Annotated in this window: 21 protein-coding genes and 1 tRNA gene; 14 read left to right on the forward strand and 8 right to left on the reverse strand. The window is 62.9% G+C overall.

Going from position 1 to position 24,559, the window contains the following annotated elements; all coding sequences use genetic code 11:
- Positions 1-578: hypothetical protein (locus tag D618_RS19975; protein ID WP_017669760.1), on the reverse strand; the 578-nt coding region annotated here is incomplete at its 3' end.
- Between the two features lie 184 nt (positions 579-762).
- Here D618_RS19975 and serS point away from each other — a divergent pair.
- A complete protein-coding gene (gene serS, locus D618_RS0101755) occupies positions 763-2,034 on the forward strand; it encodes a serine--tRNA ligase (RefSeq protein WP_017669762.1) in 1,272 nt (423 codons plus the stop codon).
- A gap of 143 nt (positions 2,035-2,177) precedes the next feature.
- On the opposite strand, the gene D618_RS0101760 is transcribed toward serS, so the two are convergent.
- The 3 genes from D618_RS0101760 to purF all read right to left on the reverse strand — a co-directional run bounded on the left by D618_RS0101760 (position 2,178) and on the right by purF (position 6,993).
- Positions 2,178-4,529, reverse strand: a complete 2,352-nt coding sequence (locus D618_RS0101760) for a TonB-dependent receptor (RefSeq protein WP_040370109.1) — start codon at positions 4,527-4,529, stop codon at positions 2,178-2,180.
- 278 nt (positions 4,530-4,807) lie between these two features.
- Positions 4,808-5,521: an SDR family NAD(P)-dependent oxidoreductase gene (locus D618_RS0101765; RefSeq protein WP_017669764.1), complete on the reverse strand. Its 714-nt coding sequence runs from the start codon at positions 5,519-5,521 to the stop codon at positions 4,808-4,810.
- An 11-nt stretch (positions 5,522-5,532) separates the two neighbouring features.
- Entirely contained in the window at positions 5,533-6,993 is a 1,461-nt protein-coding gene (gene purF, locus D618_RS0101770; RefSeq protein ID WP_017669765.1) for an amidophosphoribosyltransferase, read from the reverse strand.
- Between the two features lie 139 nt (positions 6,994-7,132).
- On the opposite strand from purF, the gene hisI reads away from it, so the two are divergent.
- The 8 genes from hisI to D618_RS0101810 all read left to right on the forward strand — a co-directional run bounded on the left by hisI (position 7,133) and on the right by D618_RS0101810 (position 15,888).
- On the forward strand, positions 7,133-7,498 hold the full coding sequence (hisI, locus tag D618_RS0101775; RefSeq protein WP_017669766.1) for a phosphoribosyl-AMP cyclohydrolase: 366 nt from the start codon (positions 7,133-7,135) through the stop codon (positions 7,496-7,498).
- Positions 7,495-8,025 carry a hypothetical protein gene (locus D618_RS18875; protein ID WP_017669767.1) on the forward strand — a complete coding sequence of 177 codons (531 nt, stop codon included), beginning with the start codon at positions 7,495-7,497 and terminating at the stop codon, positions 8,023-8,025. The genes hisI and D618_RS18875 overlap by 4 nt, the downstream gene beginning before the upstream one ends.
- A gap of 42 nt (positions 8,026-8,067) precedes the next feature.
- Positions 8,068-8,496 (forward strand): MerR family DNA-binding transcriptional regulator, encoded by a 429-nt coding sequence (locus D618_RS0101785; RefSeq protein ID WP_017669768.1) that lies wholly within the window; start codon positions 8,068-8,070, stop codon positions 8,494-8,496.
- 101 nt (positions 8,497-8,597) lie between these two features.
- Complete coding sequence (locus D618_RS0101790) at positions 8,598-10,400, forward strand: acyl-CoA dehydrogenase C-terminal domain-containing protein (RefSeq protein WP_017669769.1); 1,803 nt, start codon at positions 8,598-8,600, stop codon at positions 10,398-10,400.
- Positions 10,401-10,716: 316 nt separating this feature from the next.
- On the forward strand, positions 10,717-11,001 hold the full coding sequence (locus tag D618_RS17410) for a hypothetical protein (RefSeq protein ID WP_017669770.1): 285 nt from the start codon (positions 10,717-10,719) through the stop codon (positions 10,999-11,001).
- 280 nt (positions 11,002-11,281) lie between these two features.
- Positions 11,282-12,784, forward strand: coding sequence for a globin-coupled sensor protein (locus tag D618_RS0101800; protein WP_017669771.1), 1,503 nt, complete (start codon positions 11,282-11,284; stop codon positions 12,782-12,784).
- Between the two features lie 140 nt (positions 12,785-12,924).
- A complete protein-coding gene (locus tag D618_RS17415; protein WP_017669772.1) occupies positions 12,925-14,145 on the forward strand; it encodes a GNAT family N-acetyltransferase in 1,221 nt (406 codons plus the stop codon).
- Positions 14,146-14,223: 78 nt separating this feature from the next.
- On the forward strand, positions 14,224-15,888 hold the full coding sequence (locus tag D618_RS0101810) for a M20/M25/M40 family metallo-hydrolase (protein WP_017669773.1): 1,665 nt from the start codon (positions 14,224-14,226) through the stop codon (positions 15,886-15,888).
- A 531-nt stretch (positions 15,889-16,419) separates the two neighbouring features.
- Here the strand turns inward: D618_RS0101810 and D618_RS0101815 are convergent.
- Positions 16,420-17,124, reverse strand: a complete 705-nt coding sequence (locus D618_RS0101815; protein ID WP_017669774.1) for a TetR/AcrR family transcriptional regulator — start codon at positions 17,122-17,124, stop codon at positions 16,420-16,422.
- 70 nt (positions 17,125-17,194) lie between these two features.
- Here D618_RS0101815 and D618_RS0101820 point away from each other — a divergent pair, with 70 nt between their 5' ends.
- Together D618_RS0101820 and D618_RS0101825 are read left to right on the forward strand one after the other, a co-directional pair.
- Positions 17,195-19,549, forward strand: a complete 2,355-nt coding sequence (locus tag D618_RS0101820; RefSeq protein WP_026091175.1) for a TonB-dependent receptor — start codon at positions 17,195-17,197, stop codon at positions 19,547-19,549.
- A gap of 88 nt (positions 19,550-19,637) precedes the next feature.
- On the forward strand, positions 19,638-20,954 hold the full coding sequence (locus D618_RS0101825) for a family 1 glycosylhydrolase (protein WP_017669776.1): 1,317 nt from the start codon (positions 19,638-19,640) through the stop codon (positions 20,952-20,954).
- 88 nt (positions 20,955-21,042) lie between these two features.
- Here D618_RS0101825 and D618_RS17420 read toward each other — a convergent pair whose 3' ends face one another.
- The 3 genes from D618_RS17420 to D618_RS0101840 all read right to left on the reverse strand — a co-directional run bounded on the left by D618_RS17420 (position 21,043) and on the right by D618_RS0101840 (position 22,018).
- Positions 21,043-21,408: an NAD(P)H-binding protein gene (locus tag D618_RS17420; RefSeq protein ID WP_017669777.1), complete on the reverse strand. Its 366-nt coding sequence runs from the start codon at positions 21,406-21,408 to the stop codon at positions 21,043-21,045.
- 102 nt (positions 21,409-21,510) lie between these two features.
- Positions 21,511-21,586: transfer RNA gene (locus D618_RS0101835), tRNA-Ala, on the reverse strand.
- A 117-nt stretch (positions 21,587-21,703) separates the two neighbouring features.
- The gene (locus tag D618_RS0101840; RefSeq protein WP_017669778.1) at positions 21,704-22,018 is read right to left on the reverse strand and encodes an FYDLN acid domain-containing protein; all 315 of its coding nucleotides are present in this window, start codon (positions 22,016-22,018) and stop codon (positions 21,704-21,706) included.
- A gap of 186 nt (positions 22,019-22,204) precedes the next feature.
- On the opposite strand from D618_RS0101840, the gene aroA reads away from it, so the two are divergent.
- The 3 genes from aroA to D618_RS0101855 are packed head-to-tail and all read left to right on the forward strand — an operon-like array spanning position 22,205 to position 24,437.
- Complete coding sequence (aroA, locus tag D618_RS0101845) at positions 22,205-23,548, forward strand: 3-phosphoshikimate 1-carboxyvinyltransferase (protein ID WP_026091177.1); 1,344 nt, start codon at positions 22,205-22,207, stop codon at positions 23,546-23,548.
- A complete protein-coding gene (locus tag D618_RS0101850) occupies positions 23,545-23,802 on the forward strand; it encodes a hypothetical protein (RefSeq protein ID WP_017669780.1) in 258 nt (85 codons plus the stop codon). Before aroA ends, D618_RS0101850 begins: the two co-directional genes overlap by 4 nt.
- Entirely contained in the window at positions 23,799-24,437 is a 639-nt protein-coding gene (locus tag D618_RS0101855; RefSeq protein WP_017669781.1) for a (d)CMP kinase, read from the forward strand. The genes D618_RS0101850 and D618_RS0101855 overlap by 4 nt, the downstream gene beginning before the upstream one ends.
- Positions 24,438-24,559 lie beyond the last annotated feature (122 nt).

Below are 24,559 nucleotides of genomic sequence, written 5' to 3' on the forward strand. Positions count from 1 at the left end.
GGTTCGTCGGGCTCGAGCGGTTCGTCTGGCTCGAGCGGTTCGTCGGGCTCGAGCGGCTCTTCGGGCTCGAGCGGTTCGTCAGGTTCGAGCGGTTCGTCGGGCTCCAGCGGCTCTTCGGGCTCGAGCGGTTCGTCCTCTTCGTCCTCGTCGAGCAGCTCTTCCAGCTCGTCGTCCAGCAGCGGCTCGTCGGGCTCTAGCGGTTCTTCGGGTTCGACCGGTTCTTCGGGTTCGACCGGTTCCTCGGGTTCGACCGGTTCTTCGGGTTCCACAGGTTCCAGCGGATCGTCTTCGTCTTCGTCGAGCAGCTCGTCGTCGTCGAGCACCTCATCGGGTGCGACTTCGACCGGCAGCTCGTCCAGCTTCGGCGGCACCAGCAGCGGCAGCAGTGGCTCGACCGGGTCGAGCAGCAGCACCGGCTCCTCCGGCTCGTCCAGTTCCTCGTCCTCGTCGTCGAGCAGCTCTTCCAGCTCCAGCGGCGGCAGCAGCTCGACCGGTGGTACGGACGTTCCTGCTCCGCCAGCGATCCTGCTCTTCGGTGCAGGCGCGGTGGCCCTGGCAGCACGGCGTCGCTTTGCCAAGCGCAAGGACGATGCAAAGCGTAAGGCGGCCTGATCGGTCGGCAGCGTCCGTCACCGCTGCCTGATCATCAGCCGTTTTTCAGAAAGGGCGATCCCGGCACAGCCAGGGTCGCCCTTTTTTGCTGCGCGGCGCGCGCGATTGCGCATTGCATCCGGGCAGGCGGGCAGGGCATAGGCTGGGCGCATGCACGACATCAAATTCATCCGCGAAAACCCCGAAGCCTTTGACGCTGCCCTCGCGCGCAAGGGGCTCGATCCCGTAGCTGCCGAGATTATCGCGCTTGATGCCAGGCGCCGCGAAGCGCTGAACGAATCGCAGGCTGGCCAGGCCCGCCGCAACGAGGCGTCCAAGCTGATCGGTCAGGCGATGGCGCAGAAGGATACGGCGAAGGCTGATGCGCTCAAGGCGGAGGTCGCAGACCTCAAGACACGGCTGGCCGATCTGGAAGAACAGGCCAGGGCTGCCGACGCGGCGCTCACCGAACGGTTGGCGATTCTGCCCAACCTGCCTGCCGCCGATGTACCCGAAGGCGCGGACGAGGCCGGCAATGTCGAGATCAGCCGCTGGGGCGACCAGCCGCAGTTCGATTTCGATCCGAAGGAACATGCCGATATCGGCCCTGCTCTGGGCATGGATTTCGAGACAGCAGCCAGGATTGCAGGGGCGCGGTTCACCTTCATGCGCGGCGGCATCGCCCGGATGAACCGGGCTTTGGGCCAGTTCATGCTCGATGCCCAGGTGGCGCGCGGCTATCACGAGTGCGCAACGCCCTATCTGGTGCGCGACGAGGCCGTGTTCGGCGTCGGTCAGCTGCCCAAGTTTGCCGAAGACCTGTTCCAGACCACCGATGGCCGCTGGCTGATTTCCACATCCGAGGTCAGCCTGACCAACAGCGTGCGCGAGCAGATCCTCACGGCGGCCGAGCTGCCGATCCGGCTGACCGCGCTGACCCCGTGCTTCCGGTCTGAAGCCGGCTCTGCCGGGCGTGACACGCGTGGGCTGATCCGCCAGCACCAGTTCGAGAAGGTCGAGCTGGTCACCATCGCCGCGCCCGACCAGTCCGAAGCCGAGCATGAGCGGATGTGCGCCGCCTCCGAGGCAATCCTCCAGGCGCTGGGTCTGCCGTATCGCAAGATGCTGCTGTGCGCGGGCGACATGGGCCAGGCAAGCCGCAAGACCTATGACCTCGAGGTCTGGCTGCCGGGCCAGAATGCCTATCGGGAAATCGCCAGCATCTCCAACTGCGGCGATTATCAGGCGCGGCGGATGAACACCCGCTTCCGTCCCGACGGCGAGAAGGGCACCGAGTTCGTCCACACGCTCAACGGTTCGGCGCTCGCGATCGGACGCACGCTGGTGGCGATCGTCGAGAACTATCAGCAGGCCGATGGCTCGGTGCGGGTGCCGCCTGCGCTGGTGCCGTATATGGGCGGGGTTGACGTTCTGACGGCCTGAGGTATCTCCCCTCCCTTCAGGGAGGGGAAGGTTCAGCTTGCTGAACCGGGGTGGGCTGGGAGCACGATATCCTGCTCAGGCCCACCCCGGCTTCGGCTGCGCCTCCGCCCCCCCCTCCCGCAAGCGGGAGGGGAGAGAGACGATCAGAACTTCGCGCCGACCTGGACGCCGTACATGCGCGGTTCGCCCGCGATGAACGTCGCCGTACCGAATGCGCCGCCGGTGTTGCCCGCGTCGATCAGGTACTTCTCGTTGAACAGGTTGCGTGCAAACGCGGTGACCTCGAATGCGCCGTCGTTGAAGCGGACGCCCGCGCGGGCATGTGCCAGCACATAGCCGTCTTCGCTGATCGCAGGGGTATTGGGAATCTCGAAGAACTGCTCGCTGCTATAGGTAACGGTGGGCACGAAGAAGATCGACGCGCTGTCGCTCACCGGCACGTTGACGTCGATTCCGGCAGCGGCGGTGTGCTTCGACTGCAGACGGAAGCGATTGTCCTGGAACGCCGGGTCGGGCGATTCGATCTTCGCATCGATGAACGCATAGTTGGCAAACATGCGGACATTGGGGCTCAGTCGCAGCGCAGCTTCGACCTCGACGCCGAAATTGCCAGCATTGCCTGCATTCACCGGGACGACCTGGCCCTGCTCGTTGAAGAAGCTGGTCTGGAAGTTAGAGTAATCCTGGTAGAACGCGCCAACCGAGCCGCTGAACGCGCCGAACGCGCCCTTGATGCCGCCTTCATAGTTCCACACCGTTTCCTGGGCGACCAGGGTATAGGCGGGAACAGGACCGGTTGCCGTGGCACGTGCGCTCAGGTTGAGCACCGGCGCACGGCGGCCATTCGACACAGTGGCATAGACGTTGACCGCATCGCTGATCCGGTAGAGCACGTTGAAGCGCGGTAGCCATGCGTCGAAATTGTCGCTCTCGCGGAACGTCTGGCCGGCTGTGTCAACCGCGCCAAGCAGCGACACGCCACGAGCACCCAGTCCCGCAAAGATCTGGCTGCCCGGCTGGATCGCGCTGTATGTCGATGTGCGCTCTTCATAGAGATAGCGCAGGCCTGCGGTCAGCTCGAGACGTTCGGTGACATCGAACGTCATATCGGCAAAGGCCGAATAGCTGGTGTTCTTGCCGCCGTTGGTGAACTCGCTCGAATAGGGCAGTACGCTGGCCGCACCACGGGTCAGGATCGTGGTGGCACCAAGCGAGCGCGTCGGGCTGTTGAGTGCGGCGCACGTCTGGCTGGGCGCGACTCCGAGTGCACCGGCTACGCCTGCCCGAACGGGAGCAAAGGCGGCAAACGGCGCGCAGCTGATGTACGTGCCTTCGTCGGTGACGAACGGGACGCGCTGGGTGCCCTGTTCATGGAAGACGTTGAAGCCGAAGAAGCCGCGCAGGCGATCGCTGTTATAGGCAAAGCGGGTCTCGTAGCTGAACTGCTCGCCCTCGGCGTCTTCCGAAAATTCGAGGAAGAACAGGCCCGAGCCGTCGGCGTCGAACACCTCGAGGCTGTCGAACTTGCGATAGCCGCCGATCGCGGTCAGCGACCAGTTGTCGCTCATCGGGGTCTCGAAGGTCACGCTGGCGTCATAGACTTCGCGCTTGAGGCCCAGCTCGGGCAGGCCGAGGATTGCCTCGCTGAGCGCGCGCGGCGCACCGCCGACTTCGCCGACACGGAACGGGTCGGTATTGCCGCCGCTGCGCGGCAAGGTTCCGGAGATGAATGCGGTGCCCGGGTTGCGCTGCTGTTCATAGTTGAAAACGAAATCCATCGTGCTGCTGTCGGTCGGCCAGATGCGCAGCGAGCCACGCACCGCGAGCTGATCGATGCCGTTGAGATCATCCTGACCTGAACGGATGTCGCGTGCCGAGACGGTACCGGGATCGTTGGCGATGTTGCGGATATAGCCATCGCGCTTCTTGTACGATGCAGCGATGCGGCCGGCGATCTTGTCGTTGCCCGCGTTGATCATCGCGCGGCCTTCATACAGGTTGAAATTGCCATAGCTGCCACGAATGTCGGCCTTGAAACCCGGTTCGGGCTTGGCGGTGATCACTGAAATTGCGCCGATCGTTGCCGCCGTGCCGAACAGGGTCGCCTGCGGTCCCTTGACCACCTCGATCCGGTCGATGTCGAACAGGTCGAAATACGATCCGCGCGAACGCGAGACGTCGATGCCGTTGAGGTAGATCGTCACGCGCGGCGCGACCTGCGCGCTGCCCGAATCCGAAGTGATGCCGCGGATCACGAAGCCGGGGTTGTTGGCGCTCTGCTCCTGGATGTTGAGACCGGGAATGAACGCCGAGAGCTCGTCGAATTCGTCGATGCCGATGCTGTCCATCTGATCGCCAGTGATGGCCGAGACCGTGATCGGCACATCCTTGATAGACTGTTCGCGCTTCTGTGCGGTGACGATGATGAGATCATCATTGGTCGCATCGGCATCGGCCTGTTCCTGCGCGAGCGCGGGGCTGGCGGACAGCGCCATGGCGAGCGCAAACAGCGAAGCTTGAAGGGGATACGAAGGCGAGTGACGCATCGGGGCAAATCCTCAGATTGGAGTGAATGCCCGCGCCTTGCCCGCAACCGGCGACTTTTGTGCGTCGCATCAATTACCGATTTGTGGCGGTTTGGAGTTTCATTTGTAACATGCGGAGGCGCGCACAGGTGCCGTAGCGGAAAGCGCTTCAACGTTTCCTCACGACAAGGCGCCACCTCTCCCACGGCAGGAGAGGCGAGCGGGGAAAATGCAATCGGAAAAGGGGCTTAGCCCTGAAGCACCAGCCTGTGGTTGGTGTCGAAATCGCCCGAGACCAGCTCGGCAATCGCTTCGGCCACGACTTCAGGCTGCTTGACCGTGCTGGGGTCTTCGCCGGGATAGGCCTTGGCGCGCATATTGGTGCGGGTGCGGGCGGGGTCGACAATGGCGGTGCGGATGCCGCTCAGGTTGCGCATTTCCTCGCCATAGGATTGCAGCAATATCTCGAGCGCGGCCTTGGAGGCACCATAGGCACCCCAGAACGCGCGAGGGGCAGTGCCGACTGAGCTGGTGAGGGCGACGACGCGGGCCTTGCCGCTCTTGCGCAGCATCGGATCGAAATGCGCGATCATCGCCTGGCTGCTCAGCACGTTGAGCGTCATCAGCCGGTTGAACTCGGCACCGTCGATGGTGGTGACCGGACCCAGTGTGCCCAGCATCGCGGCGTTGAGCACCAGCATGTCGAGCGCCTCCCAGCGTCCGCTGATCGCGACCGCGAGCCGGGCAATGCTCTCGCCGTCCGACAGGTCGAGCGGCGCAATCGTCGCGCTGCCGCCCGCTTCGAAGATCGCATCTTCGACAGCTTCGAGATCCTTGGCGGTACGCGCCGTAAGGATCACGTGCGCGCCGCGTGCGGCCAGCGCCTTGGCAGTCGCGGCACCAATGCCACGGCTTGCACCTGTCACCAGGGCGAGCTGCCCATCCAGTACCTTGTCCGTCATGAAGAGTGTCCTCAGCCAGCGACCCGTTCGGCCAGCAGGGTCAGCTGGTTGGGCTGATCGCGCTCGGCAAGGTCGGTGAGGGTGGTGGGATAATCGCCAGTGAAGCAGGCGTCGCAATAGCGCGGGCGGTTGTCGTCGCGGCTGGCTTCTCCCAGTGCGCGATACAGGCCGTCGATCGACAGGAACGACAGCGAATCCGCCTGGATGAACTGACGCATTTCCTCGATCGACTTCTGCGCGGCGAGCAGCTTGGAGCGTTCGGGCGTATCGACGCCATAATAGCAGCTGTGCATCGTTGGCGGGCTGGCGATGCGCATGTGCACCTCTGCCGCGCCTGCATCGCGCATCATCTGCACGATCTTGAGCGAGGTGGTGCCGCGCACGATGGAGTCATCGATCAGCACCAGCCGTTTGCCGCTGATCAGCGGCTTGTTGGCATTGTGCTTCAGCTTCACGCCCAGATGGCGCACGCCGTCGCCCGGCTGGATGAAGGTGCGACCGACATAATGCGAGCGGATGATGCCGAGTTCGAATGGCAGGCCGGATTGCTGGGCATAGCCGATCGCTGCCGGCGTTCCGCTGTCGGGCACGGGGACGACCAGATCGACATCGACCGGGTTTTCCATCGCCAGCTGCGCGCCGATGGCCTTGCGCACCGAATAGACCGACGAGCCGTCGACGATCGAATCGGGGCGCGAGAAATAGACATGCTCGAAGATGCAGGGGCGCGATGCCTTGTCGGCAAACGGCCGGTGCGAGCGGATTTCGCCATCGCTGACGATCACCAGTTCGCCCGGATCGACACTGCGGACGAATTCCGCGCCGACAATGTCGAGCGCGACGGTTTCCGACGCGAAGATCACGGCATCACCGATACGGCCCATCACCAGCGGACGGATGCCCAGCGGGTCGCGACAGGCGATCATGCCGGCCTCGGTCAGGCAGATCAGCGAATATGCGCCTTCGACCTGCTTGAGCGCATCGATGAACTTGTCGAGCAAGGTCCGGTAGCGCGACGTGGCGACCAGGTGGATGATCGTCTCGGTGTCCGACGTCGACTGGAAGATCGATCCGGTCTGCACCAGATCGTGCCGCAGCTTCATGGCGTTGGAGATATTGCCATTGTGCGCGATGGCAAAGCCGCCCGATGACAGCTCGGCATATAGCGGCTGCACATTGCGCAGCGCGGTCTCGCCGGTGGTGGCATAGCGGACATGGCCGATCGCCGAATCGCCCTTGAGCGCGCGCATCGTATCTTCGGAATCGAAGTTGCCCGCCACATGGCCCAGGGCCTTGTGGTTGTGGAAATGGCGACCATCAAAGCTGCTGATGCCAGCGGCCTCCTGCCCGCGATGCTGCAGCGCATGCAGCCCCAATGCGGCCATCGCGGCGGCATCGGTGGCTCCGGCCACGCCAAACACGCCGCACTCTTCGCGCAGCTTGTCGTCTTCAAAAGGATGTGTGGTGATCATGTCGCGCGCCCGATTCGGTTGTCGCTGGCTGGTTCGCGACCCCCTATAGGCAGGGGAAAGGCGTTTGTCTTGCTTTTGTCACAGGTCATTTTTCGTTAACCGTGTTGCACGCCGCGCTGGGTGCGATTAACCGGGCGGAATGGCGGATGTGCGTGAAACCGGGCTGGCCCTGGACCCCAGATATGATGCTGCAGGGCTGATCACGGCCTGCGTCACCGATGCAGGCAGCGGCGCCTTGCTGATGGTCGCGCATATGAATGCGCAGGCGCTGCAGCTGACGCTGGACACCGGCGAGGTGCATTTCTGGTCCCGGTCGCGCAAGAGCCTTTGGAAGAAGGGCGAGTCCTCAGGCAACGTGCTCAAGCTGGTCGAGCTGCGGATCGACTGCGATCAGGACGCGGTCTGGGTGATGGCTTCGCCCGCCGGGCCGACCTGCCACACCGGTGCGTCGTCGTGCTTCTATCGCCGGGTGGCGAGCGACGGGTCGCTGGAGCGGATTGCATGAACCGCGCGCTCGCTCTGGTCTGCCTTTTGGTGGCGGCGTGCAGCGAGACCCAGGCCGGTGGCGAGGTGGACATGGTGACCCCGCTGGATGCGGCCGCGATCGATGCCGGCGTGATCGCCGATCCGCAGGTGATCGACCTTTCCGGCAGCTATGCCGATACCGGCGGGACCGGGAACGATGCCTTTTGCGCGCGGGGCAGCCGCGATCAGGGGTACAAGGTTGGCGTGCTGGTGACCTTTGGCAGCGGCACTCAGTGCGAGGGCACGGGTCGCGCGGCGTTGCAGGGCGAACGAGCCCGCATCAGCCTCAGCCGCACGGCCAATGGCGAGGCGATCGCCGGATGCAGCTTTGACGCGTATTTCGATGGCAGCGCGCTGGCTTTGCCCGGCAGCGTGCCCGCTGCCTGTGCTGCGGTCTGCAGCGACCGCGCCAGCCTGGCTGGGGCATCGTTCGCGTTGATCGAACAGGGCGATGCTGCCGCACGTGGCGCTGCGGGGCGTGACATGCAGAAGCTGTGCGCAGACTGATTCTGCTTGACGTTTACGTCAAGGGAATGTAGCTCAGCTCTCATGCACGACCGTTCGACACTTGGCCGCATCGACACCCCCGATCTTCAGAACCGGGATAGCTACACCATCTCCGATCTTTCGGACGAGTTCGGTGTGACCGCCCGGGCGCTGCGCTTTTACGAGGACGAGGGCCTGATCGCGCCCGAGCGCAAGGGCCTGACCCGGGTGTATTCCAAGCGCGACCGCGCGCGGCTCGCCTGGATCATGCGTGCGAAGAACGTGGGCTTCAGCCTCGGCGAAATCCGCGAGATGATCGATCTGTACGACATCGGGGACGGCCGCCGCGAACAGCGCCGCGTCACGCTGCAGCGCTGCAAGGAGCGCATCGCGCTGATGCGCAAGCAGAAGAAGGATATCGAGAGCTCGATCCAGGAGCTTTCGCAGTTCGTGAAGATGGTCGAGCAGGTGGAACGCGCCGACCTCGCCTGACCGACCAGTGCGTTTCCGGGCGGTTGCCAGCAAGGACCACGCCCGCATTTCCAGGCCACACACGGCCTGCTTTTGACGTTGAACCTTGAGAGGACAGCCAGATGCCCAAATATACCGCCCCTGTGCGCGATACGCAGTTCATTCTGACCGAAGTTCTGGGAATCGAGAAATATTCGAACCTGCCGGGTTTCGACAACGCCGCTCCTGACGTGCTGTCCGCCGTGCTCGAAGAAGCCGGCAAGTTTGTCGAGGAAGTGCTGTTCCCGCTCAACCAGGTCGGCGACCTCCAGGGCTGCACCCGCCACGCGGACGGCACCGTGACCACGCCCGATGGCTTCAAGGCTGCGTACGAGCAATATTGCGAAGCGGGCTGGGGCACGCTGGCCGCACCCGAAGAGTTCGGCGGACAGGGCATGCCGCATGTCGTCGGCATCGCGTTCGAAGAGTTCATGTCGTCGAGCAATATGGCGTTTGCCATGTATCCCGGCCTCACCCACGGCGCAGTCTCGGCCATCCTTGCCAAGGGCAGCCAGGAGCAGAAGGAAAAGTTCGCTCCTAACATGATCAGCGGCAAGTGGAGCGGCACGATGAACCTCACCGAGCCGCAGTGCGGCACGGACCTGGGTCTCATCCGCACCAAGGCTGTTCCGCAGCCCGGCGGCACCTATGCCATCACCGGCACCAAGATCTTCATCTCGTCGGGTGAGCATGACCTGACCGAGAACATCATCCACCTCGTCCTCGCCAAGACCCCCGACGCGCCCGACAGCGTCAAGGGCATCTCGCTGTTCATCGTGCCCAAGTTCATCGTCAACGACGATGGCTCGCTGGGTGAACGCAACGCGGTGTCGTGCGGATCGATCGAGCACAAGATGGGCATCCACGGCAACTCCACCTGCGTGATGAACTATGACGGCGCGACCGGCTATCTGGTGGGCGAAGAGAACAAGGGCTTGGCTGCGATGTTCATCATGATGAACGCCGCACGCCTCGGCGTCGGCGGGCAGGGCCTGTCGATGGGCGAAGTCTCGTACCAGAACGCGGTGCAGTATGCCGGCGACCGTCGCCAGGGCCGCGCGCTCACCGGTGCGCAGGATGCCGATGAAAAGGCCGACACATTGTTCGTCCACCCGGATGTCCGCCGCATGCTGATGGAAGCCAAGGCGATCAACGAAGGCCTGCGTGCGCTCATCCTGTGGGGCGGCCTGCAGGTCGATCTGACGCACAAGGCGCAGACCGAGGAAGAACGCGTCGCCGCCGACGACATCATCAGCCTGCTGACCCCGGTGATCAAGGGCTATGGCACCGACAAGGGCTATGAGATCGCCACCAACATGCAGCAGGTCTATGGCGGCCATGGCTATATCGCCGAATGGGGCATGGAACAGTATGTCCGCGATGCCCGCATCGCCATGATCTACGAAGGCACCAACGGCGTGCAGGCGATGGATCTGGTCGGCCGCAAGCTGGCGCAGAACGGTGGCCGTGCGGTGCAGACATTCTTCGGCATCCTTGACAGCGAATGCGCCGAGGCCAATGGCGACGAGCGCCTGGCCGATTTCGCCGGGCGTCTGGAAAAGGCGGCGGGCGAGCTCAAGGCCGCCACGATGTGGTTCATGCAGAACGGCATGATGAACCCCAACAATGTCGGCGCAGGCGCGCACAGCTACATGCACATAATGGGCATCGTGGCGCTGGGCCTGATGTGGCTGCGCATGATGCGCGCTTCGATTGCCGCGCTGGATGCGGGCACGGGCAACGCGGTGTTCTATGAGACCAAGCTCAAGACCGCGCGCTACTTCGCCGAGCGGATCATGCCCGATGCCGGCGCGCTGCGTCGCAAGATCGAGGCGGGATCGGAGGCGATCATGGCGCTTGAGCCCGAGCTTTTTGCTGCCGCATAACCGTCAAAACAGCTGCTAGCTGTTCTCAGGGGCGCTTCCGGGAGACCGGGAGCGCCCTTGTCATTTGGTTTTGCGATGAACCGAGCAGATCTTTGGTCGCTGATTGAAAACCGAGTGGCGCAGACGGCCCGTGTGGTGCGCGCCGGACAGACGCGCATTTGCGCCACTCTGCCGGAACCTGCTTTCCTCGCGTCCGGGCGCCCCAGCCGGGCAGGAACACAGGCATGGCTCTCTCGTTGATGCTGCGGAGCGAAGATGACCCTCCACAATATCTTAAAGGCCCTGCCGAGGGGTCACATAACGAGGAGTAAATCTCATGAAGAACACGATTTTTGGAGCCCTGATTGCAGCCGGCGCACTGGCCGCAACCCCCGCCATGGCACAGGAAATGACGCCTGAGACCCCGGCCACACCAACCCAGGAAGCGCCAATGACCGAAGCGCCGGCCACCGACAGCCAGGTTCCGCCCGCCACCCTCGATTCGAACGGCGACGGCACGATGGACGCCTGGGATCGCAACGGTGACGGCACTGCTGATGCCTGGGACACCGACGGCGATGGCAAGCCTGACAAGGCCGATCCGATGGAAGCCGCCGAATAACAGTTGCCCTCATCGGGTCGCAACGGAAGGCTGGGAGAGCAATCTCCCAGCCTTTTGTTTATTCGTCCCCCTTTGTCGGGGAACAACAATAACGGAAAATTTTTTGGTGCTAACAGCACTTTAGCTGCGCCACGCTTTCCTGATGGCGGATGTGTTAATACCTGTTTACCACCAAAATTGATCTTTTTGCATGCCGGAAACGCCTGATTAACCCGCTTTGGCTATGTCGTCTCCCACGAGTTGTTTTACCTTTTTTGGGAGAAAAGGAATGCAATCAGGATTGCAGGAGAGGCTTGAGTTTTACGGACTGGACCACAACGATCGTTCCACCTTCCGTCGGGTCAAACGGTCACTGAGCCGCCACGTCAACCGCGCTTTGGAAAAATTCTATCGCAAGGTCGGGGCTCTGCCCGAACTGAAGACGTTTTTCTCCGATCCTTCGCGGCTCGACTACGCCAAGAACGCACAGCACAGCCACTGGATGAAGATCTTCGGTGATGGCCTTACCGACGACTACATGAAGCGTGCAGTCGGTGTCGGCCAGGTCCATGCGCGGATCGGCCTGGAACCCAAATGGTATGTCGGCGGCTATGCGCTGATCCTGGAAGAGATGATCCACGGGATGATCTCGCCAGGCTACCTTCGTTTCATGCCGGGTCGTCGCAAGCTGGCACGCGATGTCGCAGCGCTGGTCAAGGTCTCGCTGCTCGACATCGATGTCGCGCTGTCGACATATTTCGTCGAAGCCGAAGAAAAGGTCCGTGGTGTCGTACTGGGCCAGATGGGCACTGCACTCAAGCAGCTCGCACAGGGCGATCTGACGGCCCGGATGGACGGCCTGCCGGTCGATTATGCGCAGGTCGAGACAGATTTCAACGCGGCGACGGCTGCGTTGCGCGAAACTCTGATGGCGGTGAGTTCCAGCGTGGGCGTCATCTCGTCGGGCAGCGGTGAAATCCGCTCCGGCGCAGATGATCTGGCCTCGCGGACCGAAGAACAGGCCGCATCGCTTGAGGAAACCGCCGCAGCGATGCGCGCAGCGACCGACATGGTGCAGGAAACCACCCGCAGCGCGGTTGCGGTCAATGCCGAAATGGCAAAGATGCAGGCCGAAGCAACCGAGGGCGGCGTTATCGTCGGCAAGGCAGTGGGTGCAATGGACTCGATCGAGAAATCGTCGAGCGAGATCGGCAAGATCATCACCGTGATCGATGGCATCGCGTTCCAGACCAACCTTCTGGCGCTCAACGCCGGTGTCGAGGCGGCGCGTGCGGGTGATGCCGGCAAGGGCTTTGCCGTCGTTGCGCACGAGGTGCGGGCGTTGGCCCAGCGCTGCGCTGATGCCGCACATGAAATCAAGGTGCTGATCAGCAACAGCACCGAACATGTCGACAATGGCGTGAAGCTGGTGGGCGAGACCGGAACCATGCTCACCCGCATTGTCGAACGCGTCGGCGAAGTCAGCCATGTGATTACCCGGATCGCTTCCTCGGCAGAAAGTCAGTCGGCCAGCATGATCCAGGTCAACTCTGCCGTGGGCGACATGGACAAGATGACCCAGCAGAACGCGGCCATGGTCGAAGAGACTGCGGCATCTGCGCGCAGCCTGGCCAGCGAAGCAGAAGAGCTGGCGACCAAGGTTGCTCGCTTCCGGTTGGGTGAAGTGCCGATGGCCCCCATCCAGCGCAGAAGCTATGCCGCCGCGCCCAGAAAGCAGGCGCGTGTCCCGATGGTCAGCGGCAATCTGGCCTTGAAGGACGAGGACGACTGGTCCGAGTTCTGATCGCAGTCCAGTTCCGCATCAGCAGTCGCCGGAACCCGTGCTCCGGCGACTGAATTGCGCAAATTTTCAGCTATGGTTTACCTTCGCTTATTGTCTCGCTGGCATAGCTGGCACGGCGTTTGTCCCATAGGAGGCGTCTGATGATGCACATCGATCCCAAGCAGCTCCGCGCCGAATCTGTCGCGCTGGGTGCGATCGAGTGCAGCTTGGTTCCTGGTGTTTCTTCTGCGGTTGGCAGGCTGGCCGCGCTGGCACCAGCCAGCCATGCATTCCTGCGAGACGGCTGGTTCTGCCGGGGTGAGCCGGAGGCGCTGACGACGCTGGTGGCCCGGCGCGGCGATGGGAGCGAAATTCTGGCCCTGCCGATGCGCCAGCTTGGCCCGCCAGGGTTCAGGGCGCGTTCGCTGGCGGGAAGCTATTGGCCGTTTCGCAGTGCCGCGATCGATCCGAGCATCGGCGTGGGCGATATGCGCGCGGTGCTCGATCATCCGATAACGCAGGCGGCCATCGGTCCGCTGCTGCGGATCGGCCCGGTCTATCAGGACGATCGTCTGGCCCAGCTGGTGGTCGCGGGCGCCGATGCCGCAGGTTGGCATGTGCTGATCCGCGACATGGGGCAGAGCTTTGTGCAGGATCTGCCCGAGCCCGGCGCGCCGGATGCATGGCCCAGCAAGTCGCGCCGAAAGAAGGTGCGGCGCATGGCGGCACGGCTCGAGGAGCAGGGGCCACTGACTGTGCGGATTGTGCGCGGCAGGGACTGGTCCGACGGCATTTTTCAGGATCTTGTGCGGATCGAAGAGAACAGCTGGGTCGGCAAGCGTACTGATCGCAGCGGCGCGAAGTTCCTCAATCCGCACATGCTGGCGCATTGGCAACGTGCCGTTGTCGACCCGAAGCTGGCCAGCATGCTGTCTGCGGCGCTTTTGTATGTCGGCGACCGGCCAATCGCCTTCTCGCTCGATCTCACCTGCGGTACCGTGCAATACGGCATTGCCAGCAGCTATGACGAAGAGTTCGCCGCCTATTCGCCGGGCCAGATCGTCACCGTCCATGCGATCGATGACAGCATCGCCCATGGCGTCCGCACCATCGACTGGGGCGCAGGCGACAGCGGCTACAAGCAGGAGCTGGGCGCACGCCCAGGTTCGCGCATTCACGACATGCTGCTGGTCCGCAGCGCATCGGTGGCCGCCGCCTTGCGCCCCCGGTGGGAGGAATCGAGCGGCTCGGGTACACGCGCCATCGTGGCTGGCCTCGCCGATGCCATCAAGGTCTCGGGGCTCCCGTCCAGCCTCACCCTGCGGCGGCTGCTGATGTCGGGCCTTGCGCTGTCGGCGGCAGCATCGATGCTGGCCGACTAGCCCTCGGGCTGCACGATCGGGGGCGTGGCTGCACCGCGCCGCTTGCGCCAGCGCCGTCGCTGCCGGTAAGGGTGGCGAATGCTGAAACCGCTTTTGCTCCTCGCCGCAGCCAGCGCTGCCTTGTCATTCCCCGCTTTTGCCCAGACACCGATCTCGGTCGATCCCGATCAGCTGACGCAAACCGTTCGAACTTTGGCCTCTGACACGTTCGAGGGGCGCGCCCCCGGCACGCGCGGCGAGGACCGGACATTGGGCTATCTGATCGCGCGGTTCGAAGCTTTGGGGCTCGAGCCTGCAGGCCCCGACGGCGGCTGGCTGCAGAAGGTGCCGCTGCTCCACACGCGGCTGCAGACCGCGCGTCGGCTTGATTTTGAAACGCCAGGCGGCGCTGTTCCGGCAAAGCCCGCCGAAGACATCTATATCTCGACCATCCGGCCCGAAGACACAGCGAAGATCGACAACGCGCCCCTGGTCTTTGTCGGCTATGGCGTGAAGGCGGACGAGCGCGGCTGGGACGATTTCAAGGGTGCAGACCTCAAGGGCAAGGTCGCGGTGTTCCTGATCAACGATCCCGATTTCGCCGCCCAGCCGGGAGAGCCCGCTGCGGGCAAGTTCGGCGATCGCACGATGACCTATTACGGGCGCTGGACCTACAAGTTCGAGGAAGCCGCGCGCCAGGGTGCGGTTGCTGCGCTCATTGTCCACAACGCCGCGGGCGTCGGCTATGGCTGGAACGTGGTCATCAGCGCCGGCGGCGAGAATTACGATATCGTTCGCGCGCCCGAGGCGCTGACCAGCCTGAAGCTGCAGGGCTGGCTCTCTGCCGAGATGTCGACCCGGCTGTTTGCGGCAGCAGGGCTGGATCTGGCGAAGCTCGAGGTCGCTGCCCGCTCGCCCGGATTTCGTCCGGTCGAGCTGAAGGGCGTGAGCTTGAACGCCGACATTCCCGTCGTGCCTGAGGTCGTCACCAGCCACAATGTGCTGGCGAAAATCCCCGGCATCGTTCAGCCCGAAGAGGTCGTGATGATCGGTGCCCACTGGGATGCCTATGGCGAGGGCAAGCCGGATGCGCAGGGCCGCATCTACCGCGCCGGTGCCAATGACGACGCTCTGGGCATCGCCGGCATGATCGAGATCGCGCGCGCGATGAAGGCGCAGCCCGCGCCTCGACGGTCGGTGGTGTTCGGTGTCTGGACGGCAGAAGAACGCGGTCTGCTGGGCTCTGAATATTATGCTGCCAACCCCGTCTATCCGATGGCGCAAACGGTCGCCAATCTGGGGCTCGACATTCTGCAGACCGCAGGCGCTGCGAATGATGTCGTGCTGGTGGGCAAGGGGCAGAATACGCTGGAAGACGATATGGCGCGCGTCGCGGCCACCCAGGGCCGCACCGTGACGCCCGAAAGCCTGCCTGAACGCGGGCTGTTCTACCGCGCCGACCATTTCTCGTTCGCCAAGCGCGGCGTGCCGGTGATGCTGCTGATGGGCATCGCGGGCGCTTCCGACCTCAAACAGGGCGGTAGCGCGGCCGGGCAGGCGTGGATCGATGCCTATACCGGCCGGTGCTATCACCAGGCCTGCGATGCGTGGGGGCCGGACTGGAACCTCGACGGCGCGGTGCAGGATATCGAACTGGTCGGAGTGATCGGTGCGGAACTGGCCAATTCCGCGCGCTGGCCGCAATGGAAGGCTGGATCGGAATTCAAGGCCATCCGCGATAAGGCGGGCGTGCCCACGCAGTAAGGTCGCCCTGTTGGTCAGGCGAGCGCGGCGGCCGAAATCACGTGACGCCCAAGCCTCGCCGCCACAGCCGCCTCGATCAGGGCATGAGCGATATTCTCGGCCGGGCTGATCCGCCATCCGCGCGGCAGCACGGGGCCAGCACGCGCAGGATCGCTTCCGACATGCGCTCGGCGGCGCGGAACTCGTCACGCTCGCCACCGATCAGCCCGGGGCGGTGACCTAGGTGATACGCGGGTCGGCCTGCGCCCTGGCAAGTACGATACCGCCTCCACGCCCGGTAGCCCCTGCAATCAGCAATGTCGCCCGGCATTCGCCGCGCAGCTTGCGGTTGGACGCTTCGATGAACGCATTGTCTATCGGCTTGACAGGGCGGGATAGGTCCAAGACCACACCGCGCTGGTAAGCTCGTTGCGCAGCCGCAGCCCCAATGGCCCAAAATTCAGGTGGCAGAGCAGCGGCACTCCCCAGAATTCGAACGAATGCCTTGCCGCTAGCGGGGCCATGATTTTCATCGCAGACAGACGACCACCGTTACTCCGGCGTTGAGGTAAATTGCTGCAGTCGATCGACCGCACCATCGGGTGAGGCTAGCAGCAGCATGTTTGCAAGCAAGTTGACTGCGCCAAGAGTGGCCGGCCTGTCTGGGAGAATCATGTCCGACAGCGTCAGTCCGCGAATGGCCCAGACCATCAATCGCATGACAGAACGCGCGGTTGCTTCGTTACCGCCATATTCTGCACGCAACTTGCTCAAAGCTCCTTCTTCAGCGGCCTTTTGCGTTGGGCCGACCATACGGGCCAGATCAGGATCACTGCGTGCCGCCTGAAGGATTTCAAGCACCGCCACGCCTGACGGCCGGGACAGTACGGACCAGAGAATATTTGGCCATTGCGAAAGCCGGTCCATTTCAGGCGATTGCACAATATCCTGATATTGTGCCATTTCATCCTCGAAAACCATCTTGACCACCGCCGCCATCAACTCCGCCTTGGTGTGGAAGTGATGCAGAAACGCCCCGCGCGAAAGACCCGCACGTTCTGAGATTATCGCTGTGGTGACAGCGGAATAGCCAAGATCATAGATCGCCGAAACCGAGGCACGGAGCAGTGCTGCCCTTGTCTCGGCTGATCGTTCTTCCTGCGTGCGACGTATCTTCAAGCCCTGATCCCTCCGGCTGCAACCTGCATGAAGCTCTTCCACGCATCCACCGAATTGTTCAAGGTACAGAAAAAACATTCATGCTTGAATGAATGTTTGTTTGTCTATAACCGGCAGCCGAGTTCAAAAGGACTGAAGGGAGAGTGATGTGAAAGCGTTAAAACTGTTTTTGGGGGTAAGTGCCGCAGCGATTGCCATGCCGGTCTGCGCGCAGGACGCCAGCGATGGCGCTGAAGGTGGCTTGGGCGAGATCGTTGTGACTGCGCAGCGCCGCAGTGAGAGCATTCAGAAAATCCCGGTCAGCCTTACGGCCGTAGGCGCCGATGAATTGCGCACGCGTCAGATCAACGATCTGGTCGGTGTGGCTCAGGCCGCGCCCAGCTTGCAAATCGGCCTTGATGCCAGCTTTTCGGTTCGCGGGGTCGGTACGCTGGCTTTTGCAGGAACGATTGATTCAAGCGTGGCGTTGGCGATTGACGAGGTAAACCTCGGACGTCCGAATTTGGGTACCCCGCTGCTGATGGATGTAGAACGGGTCGAAGTGCTCAACGGCCCACAAGGGCTGCTGTTCGGAAAGAACGCCTCGGCCGGCCTGCTCAACATCGTCACCGCAAAGCCGCGTCTGGGCGAGTATTCGGGTGGCAGCGATGTTGAGCTGACTTTCCGCGAAACGCCCGGGGCCGATCGCAACGCGCCCGGCATCATTGCACGACAGGTCCTGAACATCCCGGTCAGTGAAAATTCCGCACTGCGTGTCAACGCGCTCTACGGCTATCAGGAGCCGCCGGTGACGCGGATCGATACTGTCCAGCCAGGCCGTCGCGATGATCGCAACCGTCGCAATCTTCAGCTCAAGGCCAAGTATCTGCTCGAAGCGACCGACGCGCTCTCGCTTTATGTTATCGGCGATTACAATCAATTGACCGGCGCAGGCGCATTCTTTGACACGACGTGGCGAGCTTTTGGTGCCGGCAGCACCCGCCGCGAGATTTACGAGAATGCGGGTGGCACCGCAGGCCCGGACAACTTTCTGCTCACCGGCGATGGTGGCGCCTTCCGTGATATCGATACCGGCGGAGCGCAAGCGACAATAAGCTATGAACTGGATTCTGGCCTTGAACTGTCGAACATCTTTGCTTGGCGCTATTTTTCGAACAAGCAAAGCCTCGATGTCGATTTTCTCCCGGTTGACGAAGTCAACGTCAACGCCACCGATGCGCGCTATGACCAATATTCCAACGAACTGCGTCTTGCACTGCCCGCCGATGCACCACTCAGCGGGCAGGTTGGCCTGTTCTACTTCAAATCCACGCTCGACCAGTCGAGCGAAATTTACGGAAACATAGGCTTTCCGTCGTTCCTGCTGCCACAATATCCATTCTGCGTCGGTGCAGTGGCAACGCCCGGAGCTCCTCCGGGAACCTGCTCGGTCAGCAACAGCTTCTTCCTGGGCCGCGATGCCGACCTTGTGCTCGATACACAAAGCTACGCGGCGTTTGGTCAGCTAACCTACGAAGTGTCGCCTGGCCTGCGCCTGATCGCTGGTGGACGCTATACGCGTGATGAAATTCGTCTCGACCTTGCTCACGGACGTCGCAACTATTTCGTCACCCTATCTGGCCCCAACGGGCGCTATCGCGAAGCCTTCGATGTCAATAACTTCAGTTGGAAGCTTGGCGCGCAATACCAGGTAACCCCCGATATTCTGCTCTTCGGCTTCCAGGGCCGTGGGTACAAGGGGCCGGGTTTTAACGACACCGCCATCGCCGCTGCAAACGGCACGGCCTTTGTGCCCGCGATCCAGCCCGAAATATCGAACACCACCGAACTTGGCATCAAAACGGCCTTTTTTGATCGCAAGTTGACACTGAACGTTTCGCTCTACCGCACCATATTCGACGATTATCAGGTCCAGTCACTCGATACCGTGCTGCAGACGTTCGTTGTGCAGAATGCGGCAAAGGTGAAAACGCAAGGCATCGAGGTGGGCTTTACCGCCCGTCCGGTGCCCGGACTTTCGATCAATGGCGGCATGTCGTTCCTAGATGCCAAATTCCAGAGCTTCTCCGGCGCGCAGTGCTATTCAAGCCAGCCAACGCCAAGCTGCGCAACATCGGGTACGTTCGATGCCGCGGGCCTGAGCCTGCCGGTTTCGCCAAAATTCACATCAACCGTGCAGGCAGTCTACGATCTGCCGGTAAGCGGTGATGTGGTGCCGTTTCTGCAGGGCAACTGGTATCACCGCTCGTCGGTGAACTACATCCTGAATGGTGCGCCCGGTGGTTTATTCCGGGCGGTAGACACGTTCGGTGCAAACATTGGCGTGAAGGTGGGCAGCACCTTGCAGGCCAGCCTGTTCTGCAAGAACTGCACAAACCAGCATATTCCTCAAAGTATCGGGTTGAATTCTGGCGAGGAAAATGACGGTATCACATCATACGGACAGGTCTTCGGGTTGGATTCTGTGAGGTCTTTCGGACTTTCTCTGTCCCTGCGATACTAAAAGCCAAGGGCCGGGGTGGAAGGTCCACCCCGGTCTATTCTGCATGATGGTGCAAACGTACCTAACGAAGCAGCGAGTTTTACACATCATGATGATCACCCGGCGAGCCTTTTCCGGCCTTGTGGCAACTGCAGCGCTCGGGGCTGCCAGCCCTGCTATCGGCACCGCCAGGTCCCGCACCCCGTTCCCCAAGGGCTTCCAGTGGGGCGTTGCCACATCCGGACACCAAACGGAGGGTGACAATACTGCCAGCGACATCTGGTGGATGGAACATGCTGAACCCACGCTCTTTGCCGAGCCTTCCGGCTCAGCCACCGCCAGCTTTGATCTATGGCCTGCCGATCTTGATCTTGTCAAAAGCCTAGGTTTCAACACCTATCGCTTCTCGCTCGAATGGGCCCGGATCGAGCCTGAAGAGGGCCTGTTTTCGCAAGGCATGATCGCGCACTACCGCCGCATCATTGAAGGGTGCCACACCCGCGGGCTGGCCCCGGTCGTCACTTTCAACCACTTCTCGTGCCCGCGCTGGTTTGCGGCACTCGGTGGATGGACCAATCCAGCTGCGCCAGACCTGTTTGCGCGCTATTGCGAACGTGCCACTCAGGACCTCGGTGCCGGTATCAGCCATGCGGTGACTTTGAACGAACCGAACCTGCCCACGATCCTCTCGTGGATTGGCCTTCCACCTGCGCTTTACGAGGGTCACGCTGCCATGCTCAAAGCAGCAGGCGCAGCACTGGGGAGCCATAACTTCTCGGGCGGCTTCATGCTTTCGCGAGATGAACATCTCCCCATGATCCCGATCATGGGCGCAGCCCACCGCAAGGCGCGGGAAGCGATCAAGAATTTGCGGCCCGACCTTCCGGTCGGCCTTAGTCTGGCGGTGTCAGACGATCAGGCCACTGGCGTGACCACGATCCGCGACCGCAAGCGCGCCGAAGCCTATGAACCATGGTTTGCCTTTGCCGCGGATGATGATTTTATCGGTGTTCAGAATTATGACCGGACACGGTTCGATGCCAAGGGCGCACTCCCGCCGCCTGCCGGCGCCGTGCTGAACCAGATGGGGGCCGAGGTCCATGCCCCGTCGCTCGGCGGTGCGGTGCGCTATGTCCATCGCGCATCAGGCAAACCGGTTCTCGTCACTGAACATGGTGTAGGCATTGCCGACGATGCTGTACGGGTGCCATTCATTCTCGATGCGCTGGAAAGTCTGCGCGTGGCGATGGCGGATGGCGCAGAGGTGCTTGGCTACATTCACTGGTCCTTGTTCGACAATTTTGAATGGTATTCAGGCTATACGCCCCGGTTCGGACTGGTGGAAGTGGATCGCCAGACGTTCAAGCGCACGCCGAAGCCCAGCGCGTTTGCACTTGGGGCCATAGCAAGAAACAACGGTCATTAGACGCTCGAGGATGCACCATGCAGACGATGGTGTAGCTGAGATAATCGAGAGCTGCGATGCTCGCCTCGACCTCGCCCTTGGTGCGGTTTTAGAGCAGGCTGGAGGTCGCATCCGCGCCGATGGCGGAGACCAATGCAAAGCCCTGCGCGCCGTGCGCCCTGGCTGCGCGCGCGACAGCGAGCGGATAGTCATGATCGACGCGGACAAACGCCTCAGCCGCCCCCGCCTTGGCGCGCGTCGTCCCCAGCGCGCAGATGACGGCATCGCAGCGCCACCAATCGGCATTCAGCGGTAGCGCCTCGAAATCGGCGATGGGATTGGTGAGCTTCGCATGCGGCGGCAATGCGCGGCGTGTCGGTGCGATGACGTGGGTGATCCGCGGGTCATCCAGCGCGCGTGCGAGGGTTTCTCGCCCGACCAGGCCCGTTGCGCCAGCGATGAGAAGGGTGCTCATGGGCGTGCCTCCGTCGAGCCATTCATGCGCCGATACGGCGAAACATGAAAGCTGCCCAATCCGCACTCTCGCGAAACAGAACATGTGCGACGAAAGGAAAAATGGTGGAGCCTAGCGGGATCGAACCGCTGACCTCTACACTGCCAGTGTAGCGCTCTCCCAGCTGAGCTAAGGCCCCATATGCGCCGGTTTTGGGTCCCCGGCGTCGGGAAGGACAGCCCTTTAATCGAGCCATCGAGTGGTGGCAAGGGGCTAATTTCGCCCCTTGCCGATATTTCCGTGAAGCCCGATGGCCTCAGGTTTCCTCGTCCTTGTCGTCGGCTGCCGCCACGCCCAGGTCGTCGTCTCCGCCCAGGTCGACATCGTTGTCCGGCGAATCGCCGTCCTCGTCGATGTCCAGATCCTCATCGGCCAGATCCACGTCCTCCTTCTCGATGACCTTCTTCTTCTCTTCCTCGAAGGGCAGCGGCTGCTTGGACTTCAATACCGGTTCGGGCGTCCAGCTGTTGCCGCAATTGATGCAGGAAACAGGGTCGTCCTTGCCAAGATCGTAGAAGCGGGTGCCGCATTTCGGGCAACTGTGTTTGGCGCCCCATTCAGCCTTGATCATGAATAATGCCTCGGTTTTGGTAGGTGTTTGACAATGTGTGGAGAGCTGCATGCTTCCGCAAGGCGGCACGCGCCATGTTCGGAAAATCGGCGTGCGCCTTGCCATAGCTTTGCGCCGCTGTCAAAAGCTGCGTCGTTTTTCCTCCCCGCAGCAGACGCCTGCCCAAACCGGATTGCTTTGAACATCATGGCCCATCACACTCAGGAGGCCGCAACCCCGCGCCGCTTTTCCGCAGGCTCTGCGCTGACCGGAACGATCCGCGTGCCCGGCGACAAGTCGATATCGCACCGCGCGCTGATGCTGTCGGCGCTGTGCGTGGGCACCAGCCGCATATCGGGGCTGCTGGAAGGCGAGGACGTGCTGGCCACCGCCGCTGCCATGCGGGCCATGGGCGCGGATATCGTGCGCGGGGATGACGGCATCTGGACCGTGCACGGCGTTGGCGTGGGCGGGCTGATGCAGCCTGCGACCGCGCTCGACATGGGCAACAGCGGCACGTCGACCCGGCTGCTGATGGGGCTGGTCGCCAGCCACCCCATCACCGCGATGTTCACCGGCGATGCGTCACTGAGCCGCCGCCCGATGGCGCGCGTCACCGATCCGCTGGGCCTGATGGGGGCAGAGTTCAACGCCAGCCCCGGCGGCACGCTGCCGCTGATGGTGCGCGGCATGCACCCGGCGGTGCCGATCAGCTATCGTCTGCCGGTGGCGTCGGCGCAGGTGAAATCGGCAATCCTGCTCGCAGCATTGAACACGCCGGGCACCACCACGGTGATCGAGCCGGTGGCGACACGCGACCACAGCGAAAAGATGCTCAAGGGCTTTGGGGCGGACCTGGTGGTGGAGACCGATGCGGACGGCGTACGGCACATCTCGGTCACCGGGCCGTGCGACCTTGCCGCGCAGGACATTGTCGTGCCTGGCGACCCCTCCTCGGCGGCGTTCTTTATCGTTGCCGCGCTGATCGTGCCGGGATCGGACCTGACAATCGAGAATGTCGGCATGAACGTCACCCGCACCGGGCTGATCACGATGCTCGAGCAGATGGGCGGGCAGATCGAACGACTGAACGAGCGCACCGTGGGCGGTGAGCCGGTGGCGGACCTGCGCGTGCGGGCCAGTGCGCTGAAGGGCATCACGGTTGACCCCGTGATCGTGCCGAGCATGGTCGACGAGTTTCCGGTGGCCTTCATCGCGGCAGCCATGGCGGAGGGGACCACGATCACCAGCGGGCTCGACGAGCTGCGGGTCAAGGAATCGGATCGGCTTGCCACCATGGCACGCGGGCTGGAGGCCATCGGCGTTGCGGTCGAAGAGCGCGAGGACGGATTGGTCATCACCGGCAGCGGCGGTGCGTCTTTGCGGGGCGGCGGCCTGGTCGCAACGCTGCTCGATCACCGCATCGCGATGAGCTTTGCCGTGGCAGGGCTCGTCAGCGCCGATGGCGTCGAGGTCGACGACACCCGGCCGATCGCGACCAGCTTCCCCGATTTTCTCAGCCTGCTCGATAGCGCGCAGGGACAGACATGAACCCGCTGCTGGCCAATGTCATCGGCGTCATCGGCAGCGTGCTGTTCATGGGCGCGTTCGTCTATGCCAACCGGGTCGAGCAGATCGACAAGCTGCTGTTCAACGCGGTCAATCTGGTGGGCGCGGTGCTGTTGCTGATCTCGCTGTCGGTGCATTTCAACCTCGCGGCGGTGGTGCTGGAAACCGCCTGGGCGCTCATCGCCCTGGCGGGGATCGTCAAGGCGCTCCGCGAGCGGCGGGGGACAGCGAAATGATCATCGCGGTGGATGGCCCCACGGCCAGCGGCAAGGGAACGATCGCCAAGGCACTGGCCGCGCATTTCGGCCTGCCGCATCTCGACACCGGGCTGCTCTACCGCGCCGTGGGGGTGATGACGGTGCGGCTGGGCGGCGATCCCGACAATCCGGACGAGGCGCTGGCGGGCTGTGCATTCGACGATGCGCTGCTGGACGACGAGCATCTGCGCTCCGAAATGGCCGGCGGGCTCGCCAGCCGCGCCTCGCGCCATCCGGCAGTGCGTGCAGCCCTGCTCGAGCGGCAGCGCGCGTTTGCCGCGCAACCTGGCGGCGCTGTGCTCGACGGGCGCGATATCGGCACGGTGATCGCGCCCGGGGCCGAGGCCAAGCTGTTCGTCACCGCCAGCGTCGCGGCGCGCGCCGGGCGCCGTTTCAACGAGATGCTGCGGCGGGGCGAGGCGGTGACGCTGGAAGAGATTGCGGCCGATCTCGCCGCGCGCGACGCCCGCGATTCGAGCCGTGCGGTGGCGCCGCTTAAGCCTGCGGACGACGCGGTGCGGCTCGATACCAGCGACCTGACGGTGGGCGCGGCGATCAATTGCGCGATCCAGATCGTCGTCGATGCACTTGCCCGTTCAGGCAAGCCCGTCTGACGCGCTGGAATCACGGCGTATTCTTTCCGCGCCGCGGATTGTTACGATGTAGCGTCAAACCATCACAATAAGTTCACACAACCGCCGCTGAACTATTATCAACGCACGCTACGCCCCTGCAA

It is taken from the genome of Blastomonas sp. AAP53 (assembly GCF_000331245.1).
Lineage (GTDB): Bacteria > Pseudomonadota > Alphaproteobacteria > Sphingomonadales > Sphingomonadaceae > Blastomonas.

Bases quoted from the DNA above. Each gene is read 5' to 3' on its own strand.
- serS (WP_017669762.1), top strand. From the start codon at position 763: ATGCACGACATCAAATTCATCCGCGAAAACCCCGAAGCCTTTGACGCT.
- D618_RS0101760 (WP_040370109.1), bottom strand. From the start codon at position 4,529: ATGGCGCTGTCCGCCAGCCCCGCGCTCGCGCAGGAACAGGCCGATGCC.
- D618_RS0101765 (WP_017669764.1), bottom strand. From the start codon at position 5,521: ATGACGGACAAGGTACTGGATGGGCAGCTCGCCCTGGTGACAGGTGCA.
- purF (WP_017669765.1), bottom strand. From the start codon at position 6,993: ATGATCACCACACATCCTTTTGAAGACGACAAGCTGCGCGAAGAGTGC.
- hisI (WP_017669766.1), top strand. From the start codon at position 7,133: ATGGCGGATGTGCGTGAAACCGGGCTGGCCCTGGACCCCAGATATGAT.
- D618_RS18875 (WP_017669767.1), top strand. From the start codon at position 7,495: ATGAACCGCGCGCTCGCTCTGGTCTGCCTTTTGGTGGCGGCGTGCAGC.
- D618_RS0101785 (WP_017669768.1), top strand. From the start codon at position 8,068: ATGCACGACCGTTCGACACTTGGCCGCATCGACACCCCCGATCTTCAG.
- D618_RS0101790 (WP_017669769.1), top strand. From the start codon at position 8,598: ATGCCCAAATATACCGCCCCTGTGCGCGATACGCAGTTCATTCTGACC.
- D618_RS17410 (WP_017669770.1), top strand. From the start codon at position 10,717: ATGAAGAACACGATTTTTGGAGCCCTGATTGCAGCCGGCGCACTGGCC.
- D618_RS17415 (WP_017669772.1), top strand. From the start codon at position 12,925: ATGATGCACATCGATCCCAAGCAGCTCCGCGCCGAATCTGTCGCGCTG.
- D618_RS0101810 (WP_017669773.1), top strand. From the start codon at position 14,224: ATGCTGAAACCGCTTTTGCTCCTCGCCGCAGCCAGCGCTGCCTTGTCA.
- D618_RS0101815 (WP_017669774.1), bottom strand. From the start codon at position 17,124: ATGTTTTTTCTGTACCTTGAACAATTCGGTGGATGCGTGGAAGAGCTT.
- D618_RS0101825 (WP_017669776.1), top strand. From the start codon at position 19,638: ATGATGATCACCCGGCGAGCCTTTTCCGGCCTTGTGGCAACTGCAGCG.
- D618_RS17420 (WP_017669777.1), bottom strand. From the start codon at position 21,408: ATGAGCACCCTTCTCATCGCTGGCGCAACGGGCCTGGTCGGGCGAGAA.
- D618_RS0101840 (WP_017669778.1), bottom strand. From the start codon at position 22,018: ATGATCAAGGCTGAATGGGGCGCCAAACACAGTTGCCCGAAATGCGGC.
- aroA (WP_026091177.1), top strand. From the start codon at position 22,205: ATGGCCCATCACACTCAGGAGGCCGCAACCCCGCGCCGCTTTTCCGCA.
- D618_RS0101850 (WP_017669780.1), top strand. From the start codon at position 23,545: ATGAACCCGCTGCTGGCCAATGTCATCGGCGTCATCGGCAGCGTGCTG.
- D618_RS0101855 (WP_017669781.1), top strand. From the start codon at position 23,799: ATGATCATCGCGGTGGATGGCCCCACGGCCAGCGGCAAGGGAACGATC.